We start from the raw sequence: 18,808 nt of genomic DNA on the forward strand, positions 1-18,808 counted from the left end.
TATATACAATATGGATAAATAAGGTAAATGTCTCAAGTCCTTATTTTTCAATCTCATTTAGATGTTTAAAAGTGCAATCGTCCCTGTTACTGTCAGCGTACTCAGAAGTGTCGAAAAAAAGACCGTCTGAGATGAAAATTCTGGTTCATTGTCGAACTGAACAGCCAGAATCATGCTGCTGAGCGACGTCGGTACAGAGGATGATACGATAAGCGCTTTTGCAACCAGCCCATCGATACCAAGAAGCAGCACTGTGAGTGCTGCTAATAGCGGGCCCCCAATAAGTCTCATGGCGACCGAGATGGCTACGCTCAGACTCCCCTTTTTCGCAAACGTCCATTTCATAGCTCCCAGCTGCACACCAAGTGTTAGAAGGGCCATCCCGATAAAGGCAGCATACAAATAATTAAGCGGGATTTGAATCGTACTTGGGAGCTCAACACCGAGTAAACGGAGTAAAAATGCGAGTGGGATCGCATAAATAACAGGTTGGCCGGCAATGGTTCGCCAGATTCTTTTTCTATTCACCTGGTGTGCGTTCACGCTGTAGATTCCATAGGTATTGGGTAAAAACGACTGCAGCATCAAGATAATCACCTGAACTCCGAGTGTTAAAGGATTACCCGAAAAAGCAAGCTCATTAATAGGGAGTCCATAGTTAGCACTATTGGCAAACAATACGCTGTTCCTCATCGCCGCCGGCATACCGCCTTCGAGTCTGAGGAGTTTAATAACAAGAGAACAAAGGATATATTGCATGAGCATAAACAGAACAAAAAAGCCCATCACTTGTCCAAACAATGACATCGAAATATCCGTTGAGTATAGGAGATTAAAAACAACGGCAGGTGATAAAATATAGAAATTGATATTCGATAGTGTCTTAATATCGAGTCCTCTGGTTCGCTGGACAATGAATCCAATCGTCATGACTAAAAATAGAGGGATTACGTTATTAAGCAGGATGGAAAAGAACAAATTCATAACTGCATAAACCTCCAGATGAAAAAAACTAAGAATGGGAAAAGTAAGGGTAATAGTAAAAATATGAAACGCTATCGTTTTTTTAAGCGTATAGTTTGGGTAATGATTAAAAAGTGGTAACGAAAGGGTGCTCACATATGTTAAGGAAGCTTATTGACAAATTTCTTCGATCTACTGACCGCAGTAAAGGGAAAAGATACTATAGCAGCTCAGCAAAGAAATATTCTAGACGGTACAGTAGCTCTCACCGTGCACCTAGATACCGCGGATCGTCCTCTGATCATAAATACAAACATGGAAAACAAGGACATGGTTATTATAAGAGTAGAAAATACAGTTCAAGCTAAACATCATACTCCCTCTATATTAGAGGGATTTTTTTATGTGGAAATTATTGCTGTTAACGCTGTTTTCAGTTCATCAGAACGATGAAACGGCTGTTTAATCCCAAGAAGCCGCTCAATAATAAGTTTCACCTCTACACTAAGACGAAGTTCCTCCTGCCAGCTCTGCTCCTTATGAGGAGTATGAAGATTCATCTCCGTTTCCTTCACTGGCACCTCATACGTGGAATACAGCATAAACAACATAAAGTGACCGATATCATACAGATCTGCTTGTTCGCTCGCTACCTTTCCTGTACTGCTTCTACTCTGAGCGGAAAGCTTCATAAAAAAAGAAGATTTAGGTAGCAATGGAGCTGCTCCTATTTTACGTGCCAGACCAAAATCAATCAGCGTTAATCTTCCACCATGAAAAAGCACGTTAGGAATTCTCAGGTCAAGATGAACGTAACCTTGATTATGAACGTATTCGATGAGATGAAGCAGCTGAAGTGTGATGAGAACCGCTTGTTTTTCATCATACTTTATTCCCTGTCCAAAGATCAGATCTTCCAGCGTATCCCCTTCCATAAAGGACATGACAAGATAACTTCTTCCCTTCTCTTGAAACAAATCGATAAAAGCGGGAATATCCGGATGCTGAAGGGCACTAATGATCTCTGCTTCCTGATTGAGAAGTTTCACTGCGTAATCACCTTTGCTAGGTCTTGCTTGTTTCACAGCTACTTCTTTACCTGTCGTACTATCTAGACACTTGTATGTAATTCCGTAACTTCCTTCACCAAGAACCTCTTGTACTTTGTAACGTTGTCCTAAGCAGACTCCTTTCTCACGAGGATCGTCACGCCAAGCAGAGATGAAAGAATGAATGGTTGAATAAAGACGCAACAACTAACCTCCTCAAGGTAAACTGGTTCTCTTAAAGAGAATTTCCTATCCATCATTATAGCATGTTTGTAAATGTATCCTTGACCTCTTATGTATATACATTCTAAAATGGTACCACCTTCGATTACTATTTATAATCAAATAGAACGGGAGTGGCTTATTGGAAATTGAATTCATTTTGCTGCTAGTCGCATGCTCAATCCTTTTGTCATTTTTATTCCACCGTATGGATATCACAAGGAACACGAAGAAAGACAGAAACAAAACCGTGTTCGGTAGAATTTTCGTTATTTCGATTGTTATCGTTGTTTCTGGTCTCATAGTGGGAGCATGGAATGGGCTTCTGATTTCTGCAATTGGAGTTCACCTGCTCATCCCTTCGATTTCTGCGTTATTAATGAATTTAATTCTGAAAAAACACTCAAAAAAAAGTCATAAGTAGGTTCTCAAACTTTAAAAAAAGCCGGCACGCAAACCTTGAAGTGCACCCTGTCAAGTAGACAGATAAAAAAACAAAATTATAAATGTTCAATCCCCTCGGTTATCAAAGCTGAGGGGATTATTTTTTCTTAGTTATGCTGCTTGCCGATATTCGTTAGGGGATAAGCCGTTAAGTCGTTCGGTGTATCGAAAATTATTGTAATAATGGATATAAGTTCTTACACTACGAAGGAGATTGTCGTATGTATCGTATTTCTCCAGATAAAAGCTTTCTGTTTTAAAGGTACCCCAGAATCGCTCAATAGGTTGGTTGTCCAAACACCGACTTACACGAGACATACTTGTTCTAAACTTGTATTTCTTTTGAAGTCGTTGGTATTCATGTGAGGTGTATTGAAAACCTCTATCACTGTGCAAGAGTGGCTTAGCACCTGGGTTCCTTTTGTAAGCTTTCTTTACTGTATTCATAACGAGTTCATTGTTATTGGAATGGCTGAGTACCCATGACACCACGGAGTTGTCATATCCGTCAATAATGGCACTCAAATAGGCCTTACGGCCATTTCCGTACTTTAATTCTGTTACATCGGTGCACCACTTTTGGTTAGGGGCATCCGCTTGGAATTTTCGGTTCATGACATTCTCTGCAATATGAAGGGCTGGAGCTTTCACGTAATTTGGCCGCTTTTTGCGAATCACTGCCCTTAGTTCAAGGGCGCGCATGATACGGTAATAGCGTTTACGGTTGTAGCCTTTTTTAGTTTGCGATTTAACTGAATACGCATTTGACGATAACCGAGTATCCCTTTTCGTTTGTCATAGCGACACTTGACTTCCTTGGCGAGTTTAAGATTTTCGAGTTCCCTGGTGGATGGCGTCCATTTCAGCCACTTATAATAGGCAGATCGGGCGATTCCTGCGAGCTCACAGAGCTTGGTGAGTGCATATCCCTTTTCGCCATGCAGTTCCTTAATCGCTTGATAGATGTCTGCATGCCGAACGTAGGTTAGTGTGTATTTCTTCGCCGGATCTCTGCCAACTTTTTTGCGAGTGCATTCTCCATTTCAAGGTACTCATTACGCGCTTCGAGTTCCTTAATCCGAAGCTTTAATCTTTCCTGTTCATCTAGCTCCTCTAGCGGTTTTTTACGACCTCGGAGGTCTTTTAACCCTTCGTGACCATTCGTTTGATATTTACGAACCCAGGCGTAGACTTGCTGATAAGAGACATCGTACTTGTCGATGGCTTTCTGGTAATCTAAATCATGGGCGATGGTGAATTGTGCAATTTCAATACGTTCTTCGTAAGTCGTTTTCCGTCCTTTATTCATATGAGGGGATCCCATCCTTTTCGGAGTTGGTTTCATTTTCGCCCCTTCAGTATACTTGGAAATCCAGCTCTCTAACACAGATTTACTCGAAATATGGTACTTTTTCACCACTGATCGTACAGAGTGTTCACCAGAAAGTGCATCTTGTATCGCCGCCAGTCGTAACTCTTTGGAGTAAGCTTTCCAACCTTTCGATTTTTTTAAACCTTCCACTCCACCTGCTTGATATTTTCTTATCCATTCGGTAACCGTGCTTTTATGGATCCCCAGTTGTTTTGCCTCGTAGTTGGGATTGGATTCATGCTGCAGGCAACGTCTTACAACCTGAATCTTAATTTCATATGGAATTGGGCTTCTTTTAGACATTACAAAAACTCCCATCATGATAGAGGTAGAAGTTTTGTTTTTTCTACTGTCTACTATGATGGGAGCGTATCACCTTATCTAAGGAATGCGTGCTGGCTTTTTTAGAATGATAACGTGTTTTCTCTTCTTGCAAAATCAACAAACTGAAATTTATCCAAACGATGCCTGGATTCAGAATATTGAAACAACGTAGTATCTTCAAGATGAACATAGCCGCGAACGACTACCACATGTGTATCTTCACCAATATCCATGTACTCGTAGTCCATGCCTGTGGCACGTTCAACCGAAATCACTTTTTTAGCATAACTGATTTTTAGATTCAGTTCTTTTTCCAAATACTCATATATGGACTGTCCAGTAATCTCCTTAGACAGATGAGGAACAACCGAAGCCAGTAAGAAATCGATATCCAGTATAATTCGTTCTCCGTCTATTTCCCTGGCTCGAACGACCCTCCATACTTTGGTATCTGCCGAGATTTGAAGCTGCTTCGAAATAAACTCCCCTGCATGAGTACATTCCGTAACGTATACAAGGGTATTACTCAGCTTACCCATCCGTTCTGTCATTTCTTTATAACTGACCAGCCCGCTCACAGGAAAATTATAACGATCTCTTTCGAGGACGAAGGAGCCTTTTCCTTTTACTTTATGGATGTAACCATTCTGAGCAAGTAAGTTTAAGCCTTTGCGCACCGTTTCTCGCGTGATTTCATAGTGTTGTGCCAAATCATGTTCAGAGGGCAGCTTACTTCCTGGTGCAAGAATTCCTGAGTCGATCTTTTCCGCGAAATCTTTATACAGCGTTACAAAAATATTATTCATCATCATATCACCAATCGTATTGTATCACGTTTTTATGAAAATGATTACAACTCAGATGACGCATTACTTACTTTAGTCAAAAGTTACCTTGAGGAGCGGAGCGGACGATTCAATCATGCCGCTTGCTAATTCTTCAACTGTTGGAGACGGCTCCTGTCCATCCGGAATAATAATCGGTGTAGTAACAGACAAACCGGCTTTTTCAATTGCTTCTTTATCAAACTCAAGTAATAATTGTCCTTCACTCACACTCATACCTGATTCGACATGTGCAGTAAATCCATTTCCTTTAAGGGAGACGGTGTCTATTCCCACATGGATTAACACTTGGAATCCTTCCGTATCACTTAAAATCATCGCGTGTTTCGTCTTCGTCACATGTTCTACCGTTCCTTTAAATGGAGCGTAAACCTTACCTTCCTCCGGAATAATGGCGACCCCATCCCCCATCTGTTTCTGTGCAAAAGCAGGGTCAGGTACTTCCGATAACGGGATTACCTTACCGCTGAGTGGAGCAGCAATCGTCATTTCACTTCTTTTTTCTGTATTGGAGTTTACAGCATTCTGTTCAACATCCACATTATTTTCAGCGCGAACATCCATAGCTTCACCTGCTGCTGCCTGCTCATTGTCCACAACCACACCAGATGGAGCGTTTTCAGACTTCGCCTGTTCCCTCGACATACGCAGTTTTCCGTACAGCAGCGTACCGGTAAAAGAAACGACCATAACGATTAACATACCAAGGAAGAAGATACCCCATTGATTAGGGAAGATCGAAAGAAATCCCGGAATACCGCCTACACCGATCGAAGAAGCCAGTACATTATTCATAGCCAGCAGTACTCCGGCAATACCAGAACCGATCATACCAAAAATAAATGGGTAGCGATAACGAATGTTAACTCCGAAGATTGCAGGTTCCGTTACCCCAAGAAAGGCGGATACGGATGAAGTGACAGCAAGTCCTTTTGCTTTTTGATCTTTAAGAATAAACATCATCGCCAGGGCAGCTGCACCTTGAGCAATATTAGATAGAGCAAGCATCGGCCATAGGAAGGTTCCGCCTTGACTTCCTATCAGCTGAATATCTACAGCCAAGAACGTGTGATGGAACCCGGTAATAACAAGCAAGGCATACAGTCCGCCATAGATTAATCCGCCAAGTGCAGAGAAAGAATCAAATATACCAACGAGACCATTTGTAATCATATTTCCGATGGAAAATGTTACAGGACCAACGACTGTAAAAGCCAGGAAACCGGTTACCAGAAGAGCTACAGGCGCTACGACGAGCAGCTTAATTGAATCGTGTACTCTTTTATTAAGGAACTTTTCAATGTTAGCCAAGATGTAGGCAGAGACAAGCACAGGAAGAACTTGGCCCTGATATCCAATTTTCTCTACTTCAAATCCAAATAGGTTCCATACCGGAACGGTTCCTTCAAGTGTTGCATTTGCATAATTGTAGGCACTTAATAGTTCTGGATTTACCAAAATGAGGCCCAAAACAATACCTAGTAGCGGACTTCCGCCAAATTGTTTAACGGCTGACCAACCAATCAGTACAGGCAGGAATGAGAAAGCCGTACTTGCAATTAGATTAATGATGGAAGCTACATCTGCCCACTGCGGATACACTTCAATGAGAGATTGTCCTTCATAAAAAATCCCGGGACCCGCCAGAATATTGTTTAGCCCAAGAAGCAAACCTGCCATAACGATGGCTGGCAGAATGGGAATAAAAATATCTGCGAGCATTTTTATCGCACGCTGGAGCGGATTTTGTTTCTTACTCGCAAGGGTCTTCACATCATCTTTTGATGCTCTGGCCCCGCCCGTAAGTTTCATCATCTCATCATAGACCTGATCTACAAGACCCGGACCGATGATCACTTGGAACTGACCTTGTGAAGAGAAGTGCCCTTTGACTAGGGCATTCTCTTCCAAAGCTTGCGCATCTACTTTGCTCTCATCTGCGAGCGCAAAGCGAAGTCTAGTCACACAGTGGGTAGCTGCTTCAATATTCTCTTTGCCACCCACAGCTTGAACGATTCGTTCAACCTGTTTTTGATCTATTTTAGACATAGCGTTTGTTCTCCCTTATTTATTAGTAGAATCTCCAGCATTTGAAATTAACCACATATGGGATGCATAAGGTGATAATTCAACACTTGATGTCAGCTTCTTATCGTCTGTCGTATTTGACAAAAGGAGTGTTGCATCCTTTTCTATAAGATGCTTCTCTACAAACGTTTCTGGCAATTCAAATTGAACTGTCTTATCACTAAAATTCGAAATCACAACCAGTGTTTCTTCTTCATTCATTCTTGCGTAAGCGAACACTTCAGGATGAGCGTTATCAAGACGGGTAAATGTGCCGTCTGTAATCACCTTAACTTCTTTACGGAGCTGAATTAGCTTGCGGTAATGATGATAGATAGAATTTGGATCTTCCACTTGCTGTTTCGCATTGATTTCTTTATATCGTTCATCGATCTTAATCCAAGGCGTTCCGCTCGTAAACCCTGCCTGCTCGCTGTCATCCCAAAGCATCGGAATTCGCGAATTATCACGAGATCGAACTTTAACAATATGGGATGCTTCCTCCGGCGTTTTACCGCGATCCATTAGAATTTGATACATATTAAGTGATTCAATATCCCGGAATTCCGACATGTCATTCCATACCGGATCTGGCATACCAATCTCTTCTCCCTGATAAATGTACGGTGTACCCTGCATACCATGGAGAGTTGTCGCTAACATTTTAGCGCTCTCGTTCCGGTATTCACCATCATTCGTAAACCGGGTAAGAGCCCGCGGCTGATCATGGTTATTCCAGAATAAAGCATTCCATCCGCCGCCTTGCTGCATACCGATCTGCCAATGCGACAGTACACTTTTTAATTCTTCAAAGTCGTACGGCTTCAGTTCCCATTTCTGACCATTCGGATAATCAACTTTCAAATGATGAAAATTAAATGTCATCGAGAACTCATTCTCTTCTGGATTCGAATATCGAATACACTGTTCGAGTGTTGTCGAAGACATCTCTCCGACCGTTACAATATTATAAGGTCTAAATACCTTCTCATTCAGTTCCTTAATGTACTCGTGTACTCGTGGACCATCTGTATAAAATTTGCGTCCATCTCCCGGAGCCACAGAACCATCGTCATCAGGGAAGCGTTGGTCTTTGGATATCAGATTAATGACATCCATTCTGAAACCGCTTACTCCCTTCTCAGCCCAGAACGTCAATATGTCGATGACTTCCTGTCTTACTTTTTCATTCTCCCAGTTTAGGTCCGCTTGCGTCTTGTCAAACAGAGTCAAGTAATACTGCTTTGTCCCTTCATCATATTGCCATGCAGGACCGCCAAACTTTGATTGCCAGTTGTTAGGCGGTCCACCATTTGGCGCTGGGTCTTTCCAAATATAATAATCTCGGTAAGGATTATCCCGTGAGGAACGTGCTTCCTTAAACCACTGATGTTCGGTTGAAGAATGATTTACAACAATATCAATCATGAGATGCATATCTCTTATTTTCATTTCGTGAATTAACTCGTCCATATCTTCCATTGTGCCGAAAGCAGGATCAATACGGTAATAATCTGCTACATCGTAACCGTTATCATTTTGCGGCGATACATATACAGGCTGCAGCCATACCATATCAATGCCAAGACCTTTAATATAATCCAGCTTCTTAATTAACCCTTGAATATCTCCTGTTCCCTTACCGGTAGTATCACAAAAGCTCTTTGGATATACCTGATAAATGGCCCCGGTCTTCCACCATTCTGAAGAAGCGTTTTTATTTCGTATATTCACTGGAATAACTCCTCCTTCGTTTTCATCCCTGACTTGTATATACAAGTTATTATGATTTCATAATAATCCTGTATATACATGTTGTCAATACACTTTTAAACGATATAACAAGAATTTAAACAAGAAAAGCCCAAGTATAAGCACCCTCATGGAAAAGAATCATCTTCTGATTCTCTTTCTAATTATGAGGTACTTTATACTTGAGCTATTTTTCCATCATCTTATCATTAGAAACTCTAGCAAGGATTATATTTCACCGTACTCCATTATGAGCTTAAGATTCTGCAATATTTTATAAAGCGCAGCCGAACCGAATACTCCGAGCAGCAGCTTGCTGATGTGGGAACTTTTTAATAAACCGAGCACCCAATGACACCACGAAATTTCTTCTTTATTTAACATATGACTTCTGCAGAGGAGAATATATTTTCCAAATTTCTTCGATGTAGTCTTGGTCTGTTCTTGATTTATTTCTTCTATCTCTTTCACTTGCAAAGATACTTGTTCATTTAATTTATCCAACCGATCTTGGATTAATTTTTTGGCGTTTTCCTCATCCTTAAGCCAAATTGCATATACTTTAATTAAAAAATCATCTCGAATGATTTGGTTGCTTGCCGGTTCATGGATCCAAGATTCTAACGTTTTTCTTCCTTTCTCAGTTATCGAGTATATTTTTTTGTTTGGCTTCCCAATTTGTTCGATATGTTCAAAGGACAGTAAACCTTTCTGTTCCATTTTGGTGAGAACGGGATAAATCTGGCTGTGTTTCGCCGGCCACAACAAATCTAGACAAGAAGCCAATTCATATCCTGAGCTGGGTCTTTTACTTAATACGCTCAAAATCGCATAACCAAGAGTATTCATATGCCTCATTCCTTATATTCATTGACTTTTTAAGAAAGCGATCCTTAGGATACACCTTTTCTTAAACTTACATTTCATTGTAACCTGTTTTTTTATTAAAAAACCCCGCAACCATTTATGATTGCAGGGTTTTGTGAGTATTAGTATTTTCTTAAAAACGAAGGTGAACTGTTAAAAAGTTCTTGGCTAATTACACGATGACACTCGGTTTGAATTCTTTCTATCGTCTGTGTTGAATTAGCTAAGATACGAATCAAGATCCCTGTGACTGGCAATAACGATAATCCAATATTATATTCTTTTGTATCTTCGTGTATTGCTTGATATAGCCGATCCAAAAGTTCATTATCCGCTTGTTCTCCAATCAACATCATAGAACCAAGATGCGTATAACCTTCCATGTAACCAAGAGAAGAAATGTTCTGTGAAGAAGGATTCAACTTAATATGATCATATACAGCGAGTTCATCATCTATATAGATCTCAGTCATCAACTGAAGCAGATCATAACTAAACTGAGTTCCTTCTGGAGACCATCCCGAAGTAATGATATCGGAGTAGAGAAAAGTAGAACCTTTCTCCATTCGTACTACTGTTTTTTGAACATACTTAGCATCCTGATAACCAATCAGCGGATCCGTAATATATTCAAGATAGCTGCCCTTTTTAAGCGTGAATTCTGTCTCATGATAGGCAGGTTTATTCGGAGTTCTATATATTTTAGTAGCCGATTGGGTAGTTAAAGTCATTCGGGCTTGTTCCGCCAGCGATACTTTCATCTGATAGCGGTCACCGTCTAGGAATCCGCCGCCTGGGTTCAGAATGTAATAGCACGGCTGTCCCGATTGATCATGGTAAATCGGACGCATTACTTTGAAAGCACCTTGGAAATACACATTTTTTGCGACAGTTTTTCCGTGTCTTTCTTCCGCATCTAATCGCAGAATCCCTGTCCAGTCTTCCATTCTATTCTAATCCCTTTAAGAATGCATTGTTTTTAATCCAGTCAATGACTTCATCAAGCCCTTTGTTATCCTTTAGGTTCGTAAATACGAATGGTTTGTTTCCACGGAAAACTTTAGTATCAGATTCCATTACTTCAAGGCTCGCGCCCACATATGGTGCCAAGTCGGTTTTATTGATAATGAACAAATCAGATTTGATCATCCCTTGTCCGCCTTTACGCGGAATTTTCTCACCTTGTGCTACGTCAATAATATAGATGGAGAAATCAACGAGTTCAGGGCTGAATGTCGCAGCTAGATTATCGCCGCCGCTTTCTACGAAAATAAGCTCAACATCAGGATGTTTCTCTTTCAATTCGTCAATAGCAGCAAAGTTCATAGAAGCATCTTCACGAATCGCTGTATGTGGACATCCGCCTGTTTCAACACCGATAATGCGATCTACCGGCAAAACTCCATTTTGCATCAAGAATTTAGCATCTTCCTTAGTATAGATATCGTTTGTTACGACAGCCATACTAATTTCGTCTGCCATATGACGAGTCAATTTCTCAACAAGCATTGTTTTACCTGCTCCAACAGGTCCGCCAACTCCAATTTTGATTGGTTCCATTATTAAACACTTCTCTTTCTATAATTAAATTTATGACATAAAGATACGAATATTAACACGTTCATGCTTCATTTGTGATAACTCAAGTCCTGGAGAAATAATGCCAAAATCATGTTCATCCATTAACATAATTTTCTCCGTAGCCTCTATCAAATCACCTTGAAACTGCTGTATGACTTTTTGGCCAGCCGTCTGCCCTAAAGGAATCGCACGCACAGCATTTTGAACAAGACTTGATAGAATCGAATACAAATAATATAAAGTGGTTGTTGATTTGGAAACACCGAGATGATGCCCAATCATCGTAAAGACGATGGCTGGATGCCCGAAGCATTTCTTTGTTTTGATCTGCTCCCGATAACTTGTAAGAACCGGCACTTCATACATGGATCCAACAAGATTTAACATACGATCGCCCATCTTTTTCGTACCTTCTCTTGTCTCACGCGGTAAGTTTTGTACAGACAACAGCCGATCCATTTTCCACACAGCTTCCAAGTTCTCTTCCTCTAAAGCTTCGTACACGATACGAGAAGCCAGCCCATCCGTATGGACAAGCTGTTCATATAAGTATACATGTAACCATTCAGAGAAGGTTTGCTCATTATACACAAGATCTTCCTGGATATAGCTCTCTAGACCATAGGAATGACTGAAAGCTCCTGTTGGAAAATTGGAATCACACAGTTGAAATAAGGAAAGCGTGTTTTTATCCATGACTATGTCCGATATGGCGGAATGCTTGTTTCACTTTTCTTTCTTCCCGCTCATAAGGGATTTCCAGCTGATTTAATAACTCTTCAACAAGATAATCATACTGAACAAGCATTTCATCACCTTCAAATTGGGCTGGAAGATGGCGATTTCCTAATTGATGGGCAATCGTTCCCATTTCATTCAAGCTGCGCGGACGAATGACAATGAGATCATCGGAAGTGACATCAATCATAATGATGTCTTTCTCATCCATATAGAGAATATCTCCGGCAATCAGATCGCGCTGTTCTTTCAAGCGAATACCAATTTCTTTACCATGATCTGTTTTGACACGTTGGATTCGTTTTACTAGATCAGAACTATCAAGATATACCTTCTCAATATGGTGTTTCTCTATTTCTTCTTTAGATAAGTTTTCTATATTTGTTACAACTTTTTCAATAATCAATGTTTTCTCACCTCAGAATAAGAAATAGCGCTGACCCATAGACACGCGATCAACAGGTTCACATGTAATTAGTTCTCCATTAACTCTTACCTCGTACGTTTGCGGGTCAACCGTAATTTCCGGCGTTTCGGAATTTAATTTCATATCTTTCTTTGTAAGATTACGAATGCCGTGTACAGGAAGAATGATTTTTTCCAATCCTAATTTCTCGTGAACCTTCAGGTCGTAAGCGGCTTGTGAGATAAAGGTTGCAGATGTGCTGGAAAGTGCTTTTCCATACTGTGCATACATCGGACGATAAATGACCGGCTGCGGTGTAGGAATGGAAGCATTTGCGTCACCCATCAAGCTTTGAACAACCATACCATTTTTGATGATCATTTCAGGTTTCACGCCAAAGAAGGCTGGAGACCAAATAACGAGATCGGCCATTTTTCCTACTTCAATAGAACCTACATATTCGGAGATCCCGTGAGTAATCGCTGGGTTAATCGTATATTTAGCAACAAATCGTTTTGCACGGTTATTATCCGACATTGCAGTGTCGCCTTGAAGTGAACCCCGTTGTTTTTTCATTTTGTCAGCAGTCTGCCATGTACGAAGGATAACTTCGCCAATACGGCCCATAGCTTGAGCATCGGAGCTGACCATACTGAACACACCCATGTCTTGCAGGATATCTTCGGCAGCAATCGTTTCACGGCGAATCCGGGAATCGGCAAAAGCAAGATCCTCAGGGATCGATGGATTCAAATGGTGACATACCATCAGCATATCTAGATGTTCATCAATGGTATTCACTGTATAAGGTAATGTTGGATTCGTAGATGATGGAAGAACATTCATGTAGCTGGCCGACTTAATCAAATCGGGAGCATGTCCTCCGCCTGCACCTTCCGTATGATACATATGAATAACGCGGTCTTTAATGGCAGCCATCGTGTTTTCCATGAAACCACCTTCATTTAAGGTATCCGCGTGAACTGCTACTTGGACATCGTATTTATCTGCAACTGTCAGTGCATGATCAAGAGCTGATGCCGTAGCGCCCCAGTCTTCGTGAACTTTCAGACCAATCGCACCTGCGCGCACTTGTTCTGCTAGAGGTTCTTCTGCAGCAGCTTGTCCTTTACCTGTGAAACCTACATTGATAGGCATGCCTTCTGCTGCTTCCAGCATACGATGCATGTTCCATTCCCCAGGAGTAACCGTCGTTGCTTTTGAACCTGCAGCAGGTCCTGTACCTCCGCCAATCAGCGTAGTTAGACCAGAGGATAAAGCAGTTTCGATCTGTGCAGGGTTGATAAAGTGAACATGCGTATCGATTCCCCCAGCCGTCACGATCATTCCTTCACCGGCAATAATTTCAGTGGAAGCTCCGATCACGATGTCCACATTATCCATAACGAGCGGATTTCCTGCGTTTCCGATTCCGGAAATTTTTCCGTCTCTGATTCCGATATCTGCTTTATAAATACCCGTGTAATCCAGAATAATTGCATTAGTAATAACTACGTCAGGAATTCCTTCTCCGCGTGTTACGAGCGGGTGCTGCCCCATTCCATCACGGATGACTTTACCGCCGCCGAATACGACTTCATCCCCATATGATGTAAAATCTTTTTCAATCTGAATAATTAAATCTGTATCCGCAAGACGTATTGAATCTCCTGTTGTTGGTCCATACATTTGAGAATACTGAGTTCTTGGCATACGAAAACTCATTATTTAACCCCACCTTCCACGGATCCATCCGTTTTGTTATTAAATCCATACACACGGCGTTCTCCGCCAAAAGGAACGACTTCTACAACTTTTTCATCCCCTGGTTCAAAACGGACCGCTGCTCCTGCTGGGATGTTAAGATGCATACCAAAACCTTCTTCGCGATTGAATTCAAGTGCTTCGTTCACTTCAAAAAAATGAAAATGAGATCCGACTTGAACTGGACGGTCGCCTGTATTTTTCACTTTGATTTTAGAAGGTGTTTTGTCAGCGTTACAGATAATCTCTTCTTCTTTCAAAAAAATTTGTCCCGGTATCATTTCTGTATCCTCCTATCAATTCGTACTTAGCGAATTGGACTGTGTATTGTTACCAATTTAGTACCATCAGGGAAAGTAGCTTCCACTTGAATATCGTGAATCATTTCAGGAATCCCTTCCATTACATCTTCACGTGTTAAAATCGTTGCTCCAAACTCCATCAGTTCAGCAACTGTTTTTCCATCACGTGCGCCTTCGAGCACTTCATAAGTAATATAAGCGATAGCTTCCGGATGGTTTAATTTAAGTCCTCTTTCTTTTCTACGTTTTGCAAGATCAGCAGCCACCACAATTAATAGTTTGTCAATCTCACGCGGCAATAATTGCATAGTACATCCTCCAAAATCCATCATTTTTTTAAAAAATTGTCGAAAAATCTGTAGGTTAGGTTCTTTCTAGCAGAATATACCACTTATATTCGAGATTTAGATTGCTAACCTGATATACTTACTATATCATAATTTATATATACCACAAATTGCATATACTTATTATACACGAAATTCGACACGATATGTCAAATTTTTCACAACTCTCTTATTTCTACTCATATAACATAAGGTTAAAAAGGAGACTATAATGCATTCAGATATTCAGAAGTCAGTTTATAAGGATACGATTTCTCCCCTAATCTCTGCTGTTTTCAAAGGAGTATCCCAAGTTATTTTTATTGAAAATGCATTTACAGGGCTCCTTATTACCATAGCAATCATGTTTTCTTCTGTATCGCTTGGTATCATTGCCTTACTATCTTCTCTCATTGCTGTGCTGGTTGGGAAACTCGGAGGAGCGAATCGAACGCTCATTAACCAGGGACTGCTCGGGTATAACTCTGTGTTAGCCGGCGTCGCCATCTCTCTCAATCTGCAAGGCGGCACTCGTTTTGTTATTGCGATGGCTGGAGCTGTTGTTGCTGCTCTATTCACTTGTGCGATTATGCAGTTAATGGAGCATCTAAACGTACCTGCACTTACGTTTCCTTTTATTATTTTGACTTGGTTTCTACTGCTTGCGTCCTATCGCCTTGGTGTGTTCCGGTTGAATCCTAACCTTACTCCTCAGGATTTGTCTCATCTCGATCTCCATTTTGAGGGTACGATGAATTGGATCGAGGGAACGGTCTCCGGGGTTGGACAAGTTTTCTTCCAAGACACCTTCTGGTCCGGAATTTTGATTTTGATCGGGATATTTTGGGCTGGTTGGAAACTGGGACTTTATGCTGTCCTTGGTTCCGTTGTTGCCATGTTAACAGCTTACTTTTTAGGGGCAGAAGTCTCCATGCTCAATTCAGGACTTTATGGATTTAATGCTGTATTAACGATGTTAGCTGTTGGGGTTGTTTTTGATGCAAAAAGTCGCTTTGCACCCATCACTGGTATTATTGCGGCGATTGTATCCGTACCTGTTACCGCAAGTGTAACTACTTGGATGATGCCGTACGGCCTTCCAACTTTGACGATGCCTTTTGTTCTATCCACTTGGCTATTTCTTGCCGCTAGAAAAGCGCTCCCTAACATTTAGTAATCGGGTAATCACCGCTTAGAAGAATATGAGTATTATCCCCTTAGGAGATCAACAGCGAAAAAGAGAGATTCCATCAAGACTCCTCTCTCTTCTGTAACCTGAGGGGATCTTTTGTTTGATGCATCCCTCTCATACCATTTATTTCTGTTACATCTGCTCAGGTTTCTTGCCTTCTACGGCAAGCAAATACATCTTCATTCCCGTCGCTTTTTGCGCTGCCCATGTACGATAAGAAACGGCCGCTTCCATTCGTTCCTCTTCCGTAAGATAACCGTCAGATACCAGTTGTTTGCCCCGGCTTTCTGCTACTTCGGCCCATATTGCGATTCTGTTCTCAAAATCTAGGTCCCCTCTTGATGTTTTTTCATGCTGTTCATCTTCTATTACGTGTTCAAGTCCTGCCTCTTCAAAACAGGAAACCAGCTGATCTGCAATATCATTTGACATACCGCTGTCCTGTCTCCACTTCAGGAACGCAGAATAAAAGTGTAAAAAGGCGTCCGGCGGTGCGGGTGACCATTCTATTTTTTCATGATTATAATCCAGAACAAGCAGCGTTCCGCCAGGTTTTACCGCACCAATCATTTGCTCCAGCGCTTTCTGCGGTTCCGACAGCCACTGCAGGACACGCGCAGCCGTGATGACATCATATGTATTTTCATAAGGCAGATTGTAAATATCAGCCACTTCAAATTCAAGATTCGTTAAGTAATCGGAATGTTCTTTTGCTTCTTGTATCAAACGTTCGCTTACATCGATACCGGTAACCTTCCCGTCCATTCCTACCCTTTCCGCAATGCCCCTTGTAATCGCACCGCTGGCACAGCCTACATCAAGTACAGACATCCCTGCTTGCAGGAGTGCCGCAAGTCTTCGGTTTGATGCTTCGAGAGATCGCTGATTGACAATAACGGAAGTCCCTGCCGGCATGGATGCCCGGTTACGTGATATTTGGTTCATATTCATTCCTTCTTTCTATAAGTTATCCCTTATTGTAATGGAAATGAATTACTTTTCATATAAAAATATAGAAAAGCCTTGAGTTCCTTCTGTATATAACAGAACGTGAACTCAAGGCTCCTATTTTTACTTATAATTGTATTTGTTGAACTGTTCCAGCATGGCTTCGAGCGCTTCTAGTTCATCTTTTCCTTTTGTGGACAGGCGAAGACGGGTTCCAGGTATAATCGGTTGAAAGATCATCCCGAGCAAGCTTTTCACATCTATGATATGTTCGTGCTCATCTTTATCTACATAGGAGAGAACAATCTGAGATATAAATCGGGAAGCCAAGTTCGAGATTTGAATTAATTCAAACCGATCAATATTCGAATGAACTGTGAATTCATGCACTCTCACATTCGCCACTTCCTTTTTCAAATCTACTTTAAGTTATTGCACACATATTTCACAGCAAACGTATTTGTAAATCTATTCTAATTCAAATTCACAATATGGTAAATATTTCTTTTTATGACCCGTTCATGTATAGGTTGTCTGCATTAATCTTATAAAGTCGAAGAGAACACATTATGGATGTGAATGTTATCAACCGGCTTGCCTAATGCAGCTGTCATGAGTACAAAAGCAACATCTTGTTTTGGATACATCCAAACCATACATCCACCCATTCCATTATGACCATAAATATCACGCTCTATAAATCCTTTATGGCGGACTGGAGTCTTCCATACGAAACCATAATCGGAATCGACCTCTTCGATATGCAGTGTTTGAGGTGTGATCATTTGTTTAAAAGTCGCAGGCTTAATTAAGAAACTGCCTTCTTGGGTTTCCGTTTGTCTTAACATGGATTTAGCGAAAAGGAGCAGGTCGTCTGCTGTGCTGAATAGACCGCCAAATGGAATTTTAGCCGCAACAAATGAATCCATATGACTTTCCATCGCTTCTGCTCCCGCTATAGGTGCTAATCTCGATTGTTCCTGCTCTACCCCGCCGAAATTCGTATCTTTCATTCCAAGCGGTTCAAAAATATGTCTGTGTAGATATTCTTCATATGTCATGCCGCTTACCCGTTCAATAATTTCAGCGAGTACCGTAAAAGCCGCATTGTTATAGCTGACTTTCTGTCCGAGAGCAGACTCTAAGTGACTCTCCGCAAGTGCTTTATATAGATGAGGATGGAGTAAGCCGTCAGGAGCATGCTTGCCCTGAGCACATTCCATCAAATAACGTTGGTCGAGTCCACCTGTATGAGTAAGCAGATGCCATAACGCAAGTTTATCTTTTCCGTGTTCTGCAAATTCCGGTAGAATTTTGCTTACTAATTGCCCTGGATGAAGTAAGCCCTTCTCCCAGAGCTGCATAATGGCAAGTCCAATCATCGGCTTTGTTATAGAGAATACAGGAAATATCGTCTTGCTATTCATTTCTCTTCCATCTTCATAAGTGCCATAAGAGCGAAGATCGAGAATTTCATCGCGGTTCGTAATGCCAAATACAGCGGAAGGCCATTTCTTATTGATTACATTTTGCTCTATAAAATGATAAATAGGATCGAATCCAGAAGATGAATAATTCACTAGCAAAACCCTCCAAGTCATATGTCTATTCTTTACTATGGTAACATGTAAATTGCTAGGTTACAA

The 18,808-nt window shown here is 41.1% G+C and carries 19 protein-coding genes and 1 pseudogene; 2 read left to right on the forward strand and 18 right to left on the reverse strand.

Annotation, left to right across the window (positions count from 1 at the left end; genetic code table 11):
• Positions 1–57 precede the first annotated feature (57 nt).
• A complete protein-coding gene (locus tag QPK24_RS14810; RefSeq protein WP_285742364.1) occupies positions 58–984 on the reverse strand; it encodes an AEC family transporter in 927 nt (308 codons plus the stop codon).
• Positions 985–1,364: 380 nt separating this feature from the next.
• Positions 1,365–2,216, reverse strand: coding sequence for a serine/threonine protein kinase (locus QPK24_RS14815; RefSeq protein WP_285742366.1), 852 nt, complete (start codon positions 2,214–2,216; stop codon positions 1,365–1,367).
• Positions 2,217–2,394: 178 nt separating this feature from the next.
• Between QPK24_RS14815 and QPK24_RS23605 the strand changes: the two genes are divergently transcribed.
• A complete protein-coding gene (locus tag QPK24_RS23605) occupies positions 2,395–2,658 on the forward strand; it encodes a YesK family protein (protein WP_407083025.1) in 264 nt (87 codons plus the stop codon).
• Between the two features lie 131 nt (positions 2,659–2,789).
• On the opposite strand, the pseudogene QPK24_RS14820 reads toward QPK24_RS23605, so the two are convergent.
• The 13 genes and pseudogenes from QPK24_RS14820 to QPK24_RS14880 form a co-directional block, all read right to left on the reverse strand.
• Positions 2,790–3,398 (reverse strand): annotated as a pseudogene (locus QPK24_RS14820) (IS3 family transposase); the annotation flags it as partial.
• A gap of 265 nt (positions 3,399–3,663) precedes the next feature.
• On the reverse strand, positions 3,664–4,353 hold the full coding sequence (locus QPK24_RS14825) for a helix-turn-helix domain-containing protein (protein WP_285742199.1): 690 nt from the start codon (positions 4,351–4,353) through the stop codon (positions 3,664–3,666).
• A 101-nt stretch (positions 4,354–4,454) separates the two neighbouring features.
• Positions 4,455–5,183, reverse strand: coding sequence for a trehalose operon repressor (gene treR / locus QPK24_RS14830; RefSeq protein WP_285749339.1), 729 nt, complete (start codon positions 5,181–5,183; stop codon positions 4,455–4,457).
• A gap of 69 nt (positions 5,184–5,252) precedes the next feature.
• The gene (treP, locus tag QPK24_RS14835; protein ID WP_285742368.1) at positions 5,253–7,268 is read right to left on the reverse strand and encodes a PTS system trehalose-specific EIIBC component; all 2,016 of its coding nucleotides are present in this window, start codon (positions 7,266–7,268) and stop codon (positions 5,253–5,255) included.
• A gap of 15 nt (positions 7,269–7,283) precedes the next feature.
• Positions 7,284–9,020, reverse strand: a complete 1,737-nt coding sequence (treC, locus tag QPK24_RS14840; protein WP_285742370.1) for an alpha,alpha-phosphotrehalase — start codon at positions 9,018–9,020, stop codon at positions 7,284–7,286.
• A 246-nt stretch (positions 9,021–9,266) separates the two neighbouring features.
• Positions 9,267–9,887: a PadR family transcriptional regulator gene (locus QPK24_RS14845; protein WP_285742372.1), complete on the reverse strand. Its 621-nt coding sequence runs from the start codon at positions 9,885–9,887 to the stop codon at positions 9,267–9,269.
• A gap of 140 nt (positions 9,888–10,027) precedes the next feature.
• Positions 10,028–10,852: an urease accessory protein UreD gene (locus tag QPK24_RS14850; protein ID WP_160031816.1), complete on the reverse strand. Its 825-nt coding sequence runs from the start codon at positions 10,850–10,852 to the stop codon at positions 10,028–10,030.
• A 1-nt stretch (position 10,853) separates the two neighbouring features.
• Positions 10,854–11,465, reverse strand: coding sequence for an urease accessory protein UreG (gene ureG, locus QPK24_RS14855; protein ID WP_285742376.1), 612 nt, complete (start codon positions 11,463–11,465; stop codon positions 10,854–10,856).
• A gap of 30 nt (positions 11,466–11,495) precedes the next feature.
• A complete protein-coding gene (locus QPK24_RS14860) occupies positions 11,496–12,182 on the reverse strand; it encodes an urease accessory protein UreF (protein ID WP_285742378.1) in 687 nt (228 codons plus the stop codon).
• Positions 12,175–12,630 carry an urease accessory protein UreE gene (ureE, locus tag QPK24_RS14865; protein ID WP_285742381.1) on the reverse strand — a complete coding sequence of 152 codons (456 nt, stop codon included), beginning with the start codon at positions 12,628–12,630 and terminating at the stop codon, positions 12,175–12,177. Before ureE ends, QPK24_RS14860 begins: the two co-directional genes overlap by 8 nt.
• A 12-nt stretch (positions 12,631–12,642) precedes the next feature.
• Positions 12,643–14,355, reverse strand: coding sequence for an urease subunit alpha (ureC, locus tag QPK24_RS14870; RefSeq protein WP_285742383.1), 1,713 nt, complete (start codon positions 14,353–14,355; stop codon positions 12,643–12,645).
• Positions 14,355–14,675: an urease subunit beta gene (locus QPK24_RS14875; RefSeq protein WP_285742385.1), complete on the reverse strand. Its 321-nt coding sequence runs from the start codon at positions 14,673–14,675 to the stop codon at positions 14,355–14,357. Before QPK24_RS14875 ends, ureC begins: the two co-directional genes overlap by 1 nt.
• A gap of 26 nt (positions 14,676–14,701) precedes the next feature.
• On the reverse strand, positions 14,702–15,004 hold the full coding sequence (locus QPK24_RS14880) for an urease subunit gamma (RefSeq protein WP_160031822.1): 303 nt from the start codon (positions 15,002–15,004) through the stop codon (positions 14,702–14,704).
• Positions 15,005–15,254: 250 nt separating this feature from the next.
• Between QPK24_RS14880 and QPK24_RS14885 the strand changes: the two genes are divergently transcribed.
• Positions 15,255–16,196 (forward strand): urea transporter, encoded by a 942-nt coding sequence (locus tag QPK24_RS14885; RefSeq protein ID WP_285742388.1) that lies wholly within the window; start codon positions 15,255–15,257, stop codon positions 16,194–16,196.
• A gap of 150 nt (positions 16,197–16,346) precedes the next feature.
• Here QPK24_RS14885 and QPK24_RS14890 read toward each other — a convergent pair whose 3' ends face one another.
• From QPK24_RS14890 to QPK24_RS14900, 3 genes are all read right to left on the reverse strand, one after another.
• Positions 16,347–17,159, reverse strand: coding sequence for a class I SAM-dependent methyltransferase (locus QPK24_RS14890; RefSeq protein ID WP_285742390.1), 813 nt, complete (start codon positions 17,157–17,159; stop codon positions 16,347–16,349).
• A 126-nt stretch (positions 17,160–17,285) separates the two neighbouring features.
• On the reverse strand, positions 17,286–17,558 hold the full coding sequence (locus QPK24_RS14895) for an HPr family phosphocarrier protein (RefSeq protein ID WP_285742392.1): 273 nt from the start codon (positions 17,556–17,558) through the stop codon (positions 17,286–17,288).
• A 149-nt stretch (positions 17,559–17,707) separates the two neighbouring features.
• Positions 17,708–18,742, reverse strand: coding sequence for a serine hydrolase domain-containing protein (locus QPK24_RS14900; RefSeq protein ID WP_285742394.1), 1,035 nt, complete (start codon positions 18,740–18,742; stop codon positions 17,708–17,710).
• Positions 18,743–18,808: the final 66 nt, after the last annotated feature.

The organism is Paenibacillus polygoni (genome assembly GCF_030263935.1).
Taxonomy (GTDB): domain Bacteria; phylum Bacillota; class Bacilli; order Paenibacillales; family Paenibacillaceae; genus Paenibacillus; species Paenibacillus polygoni.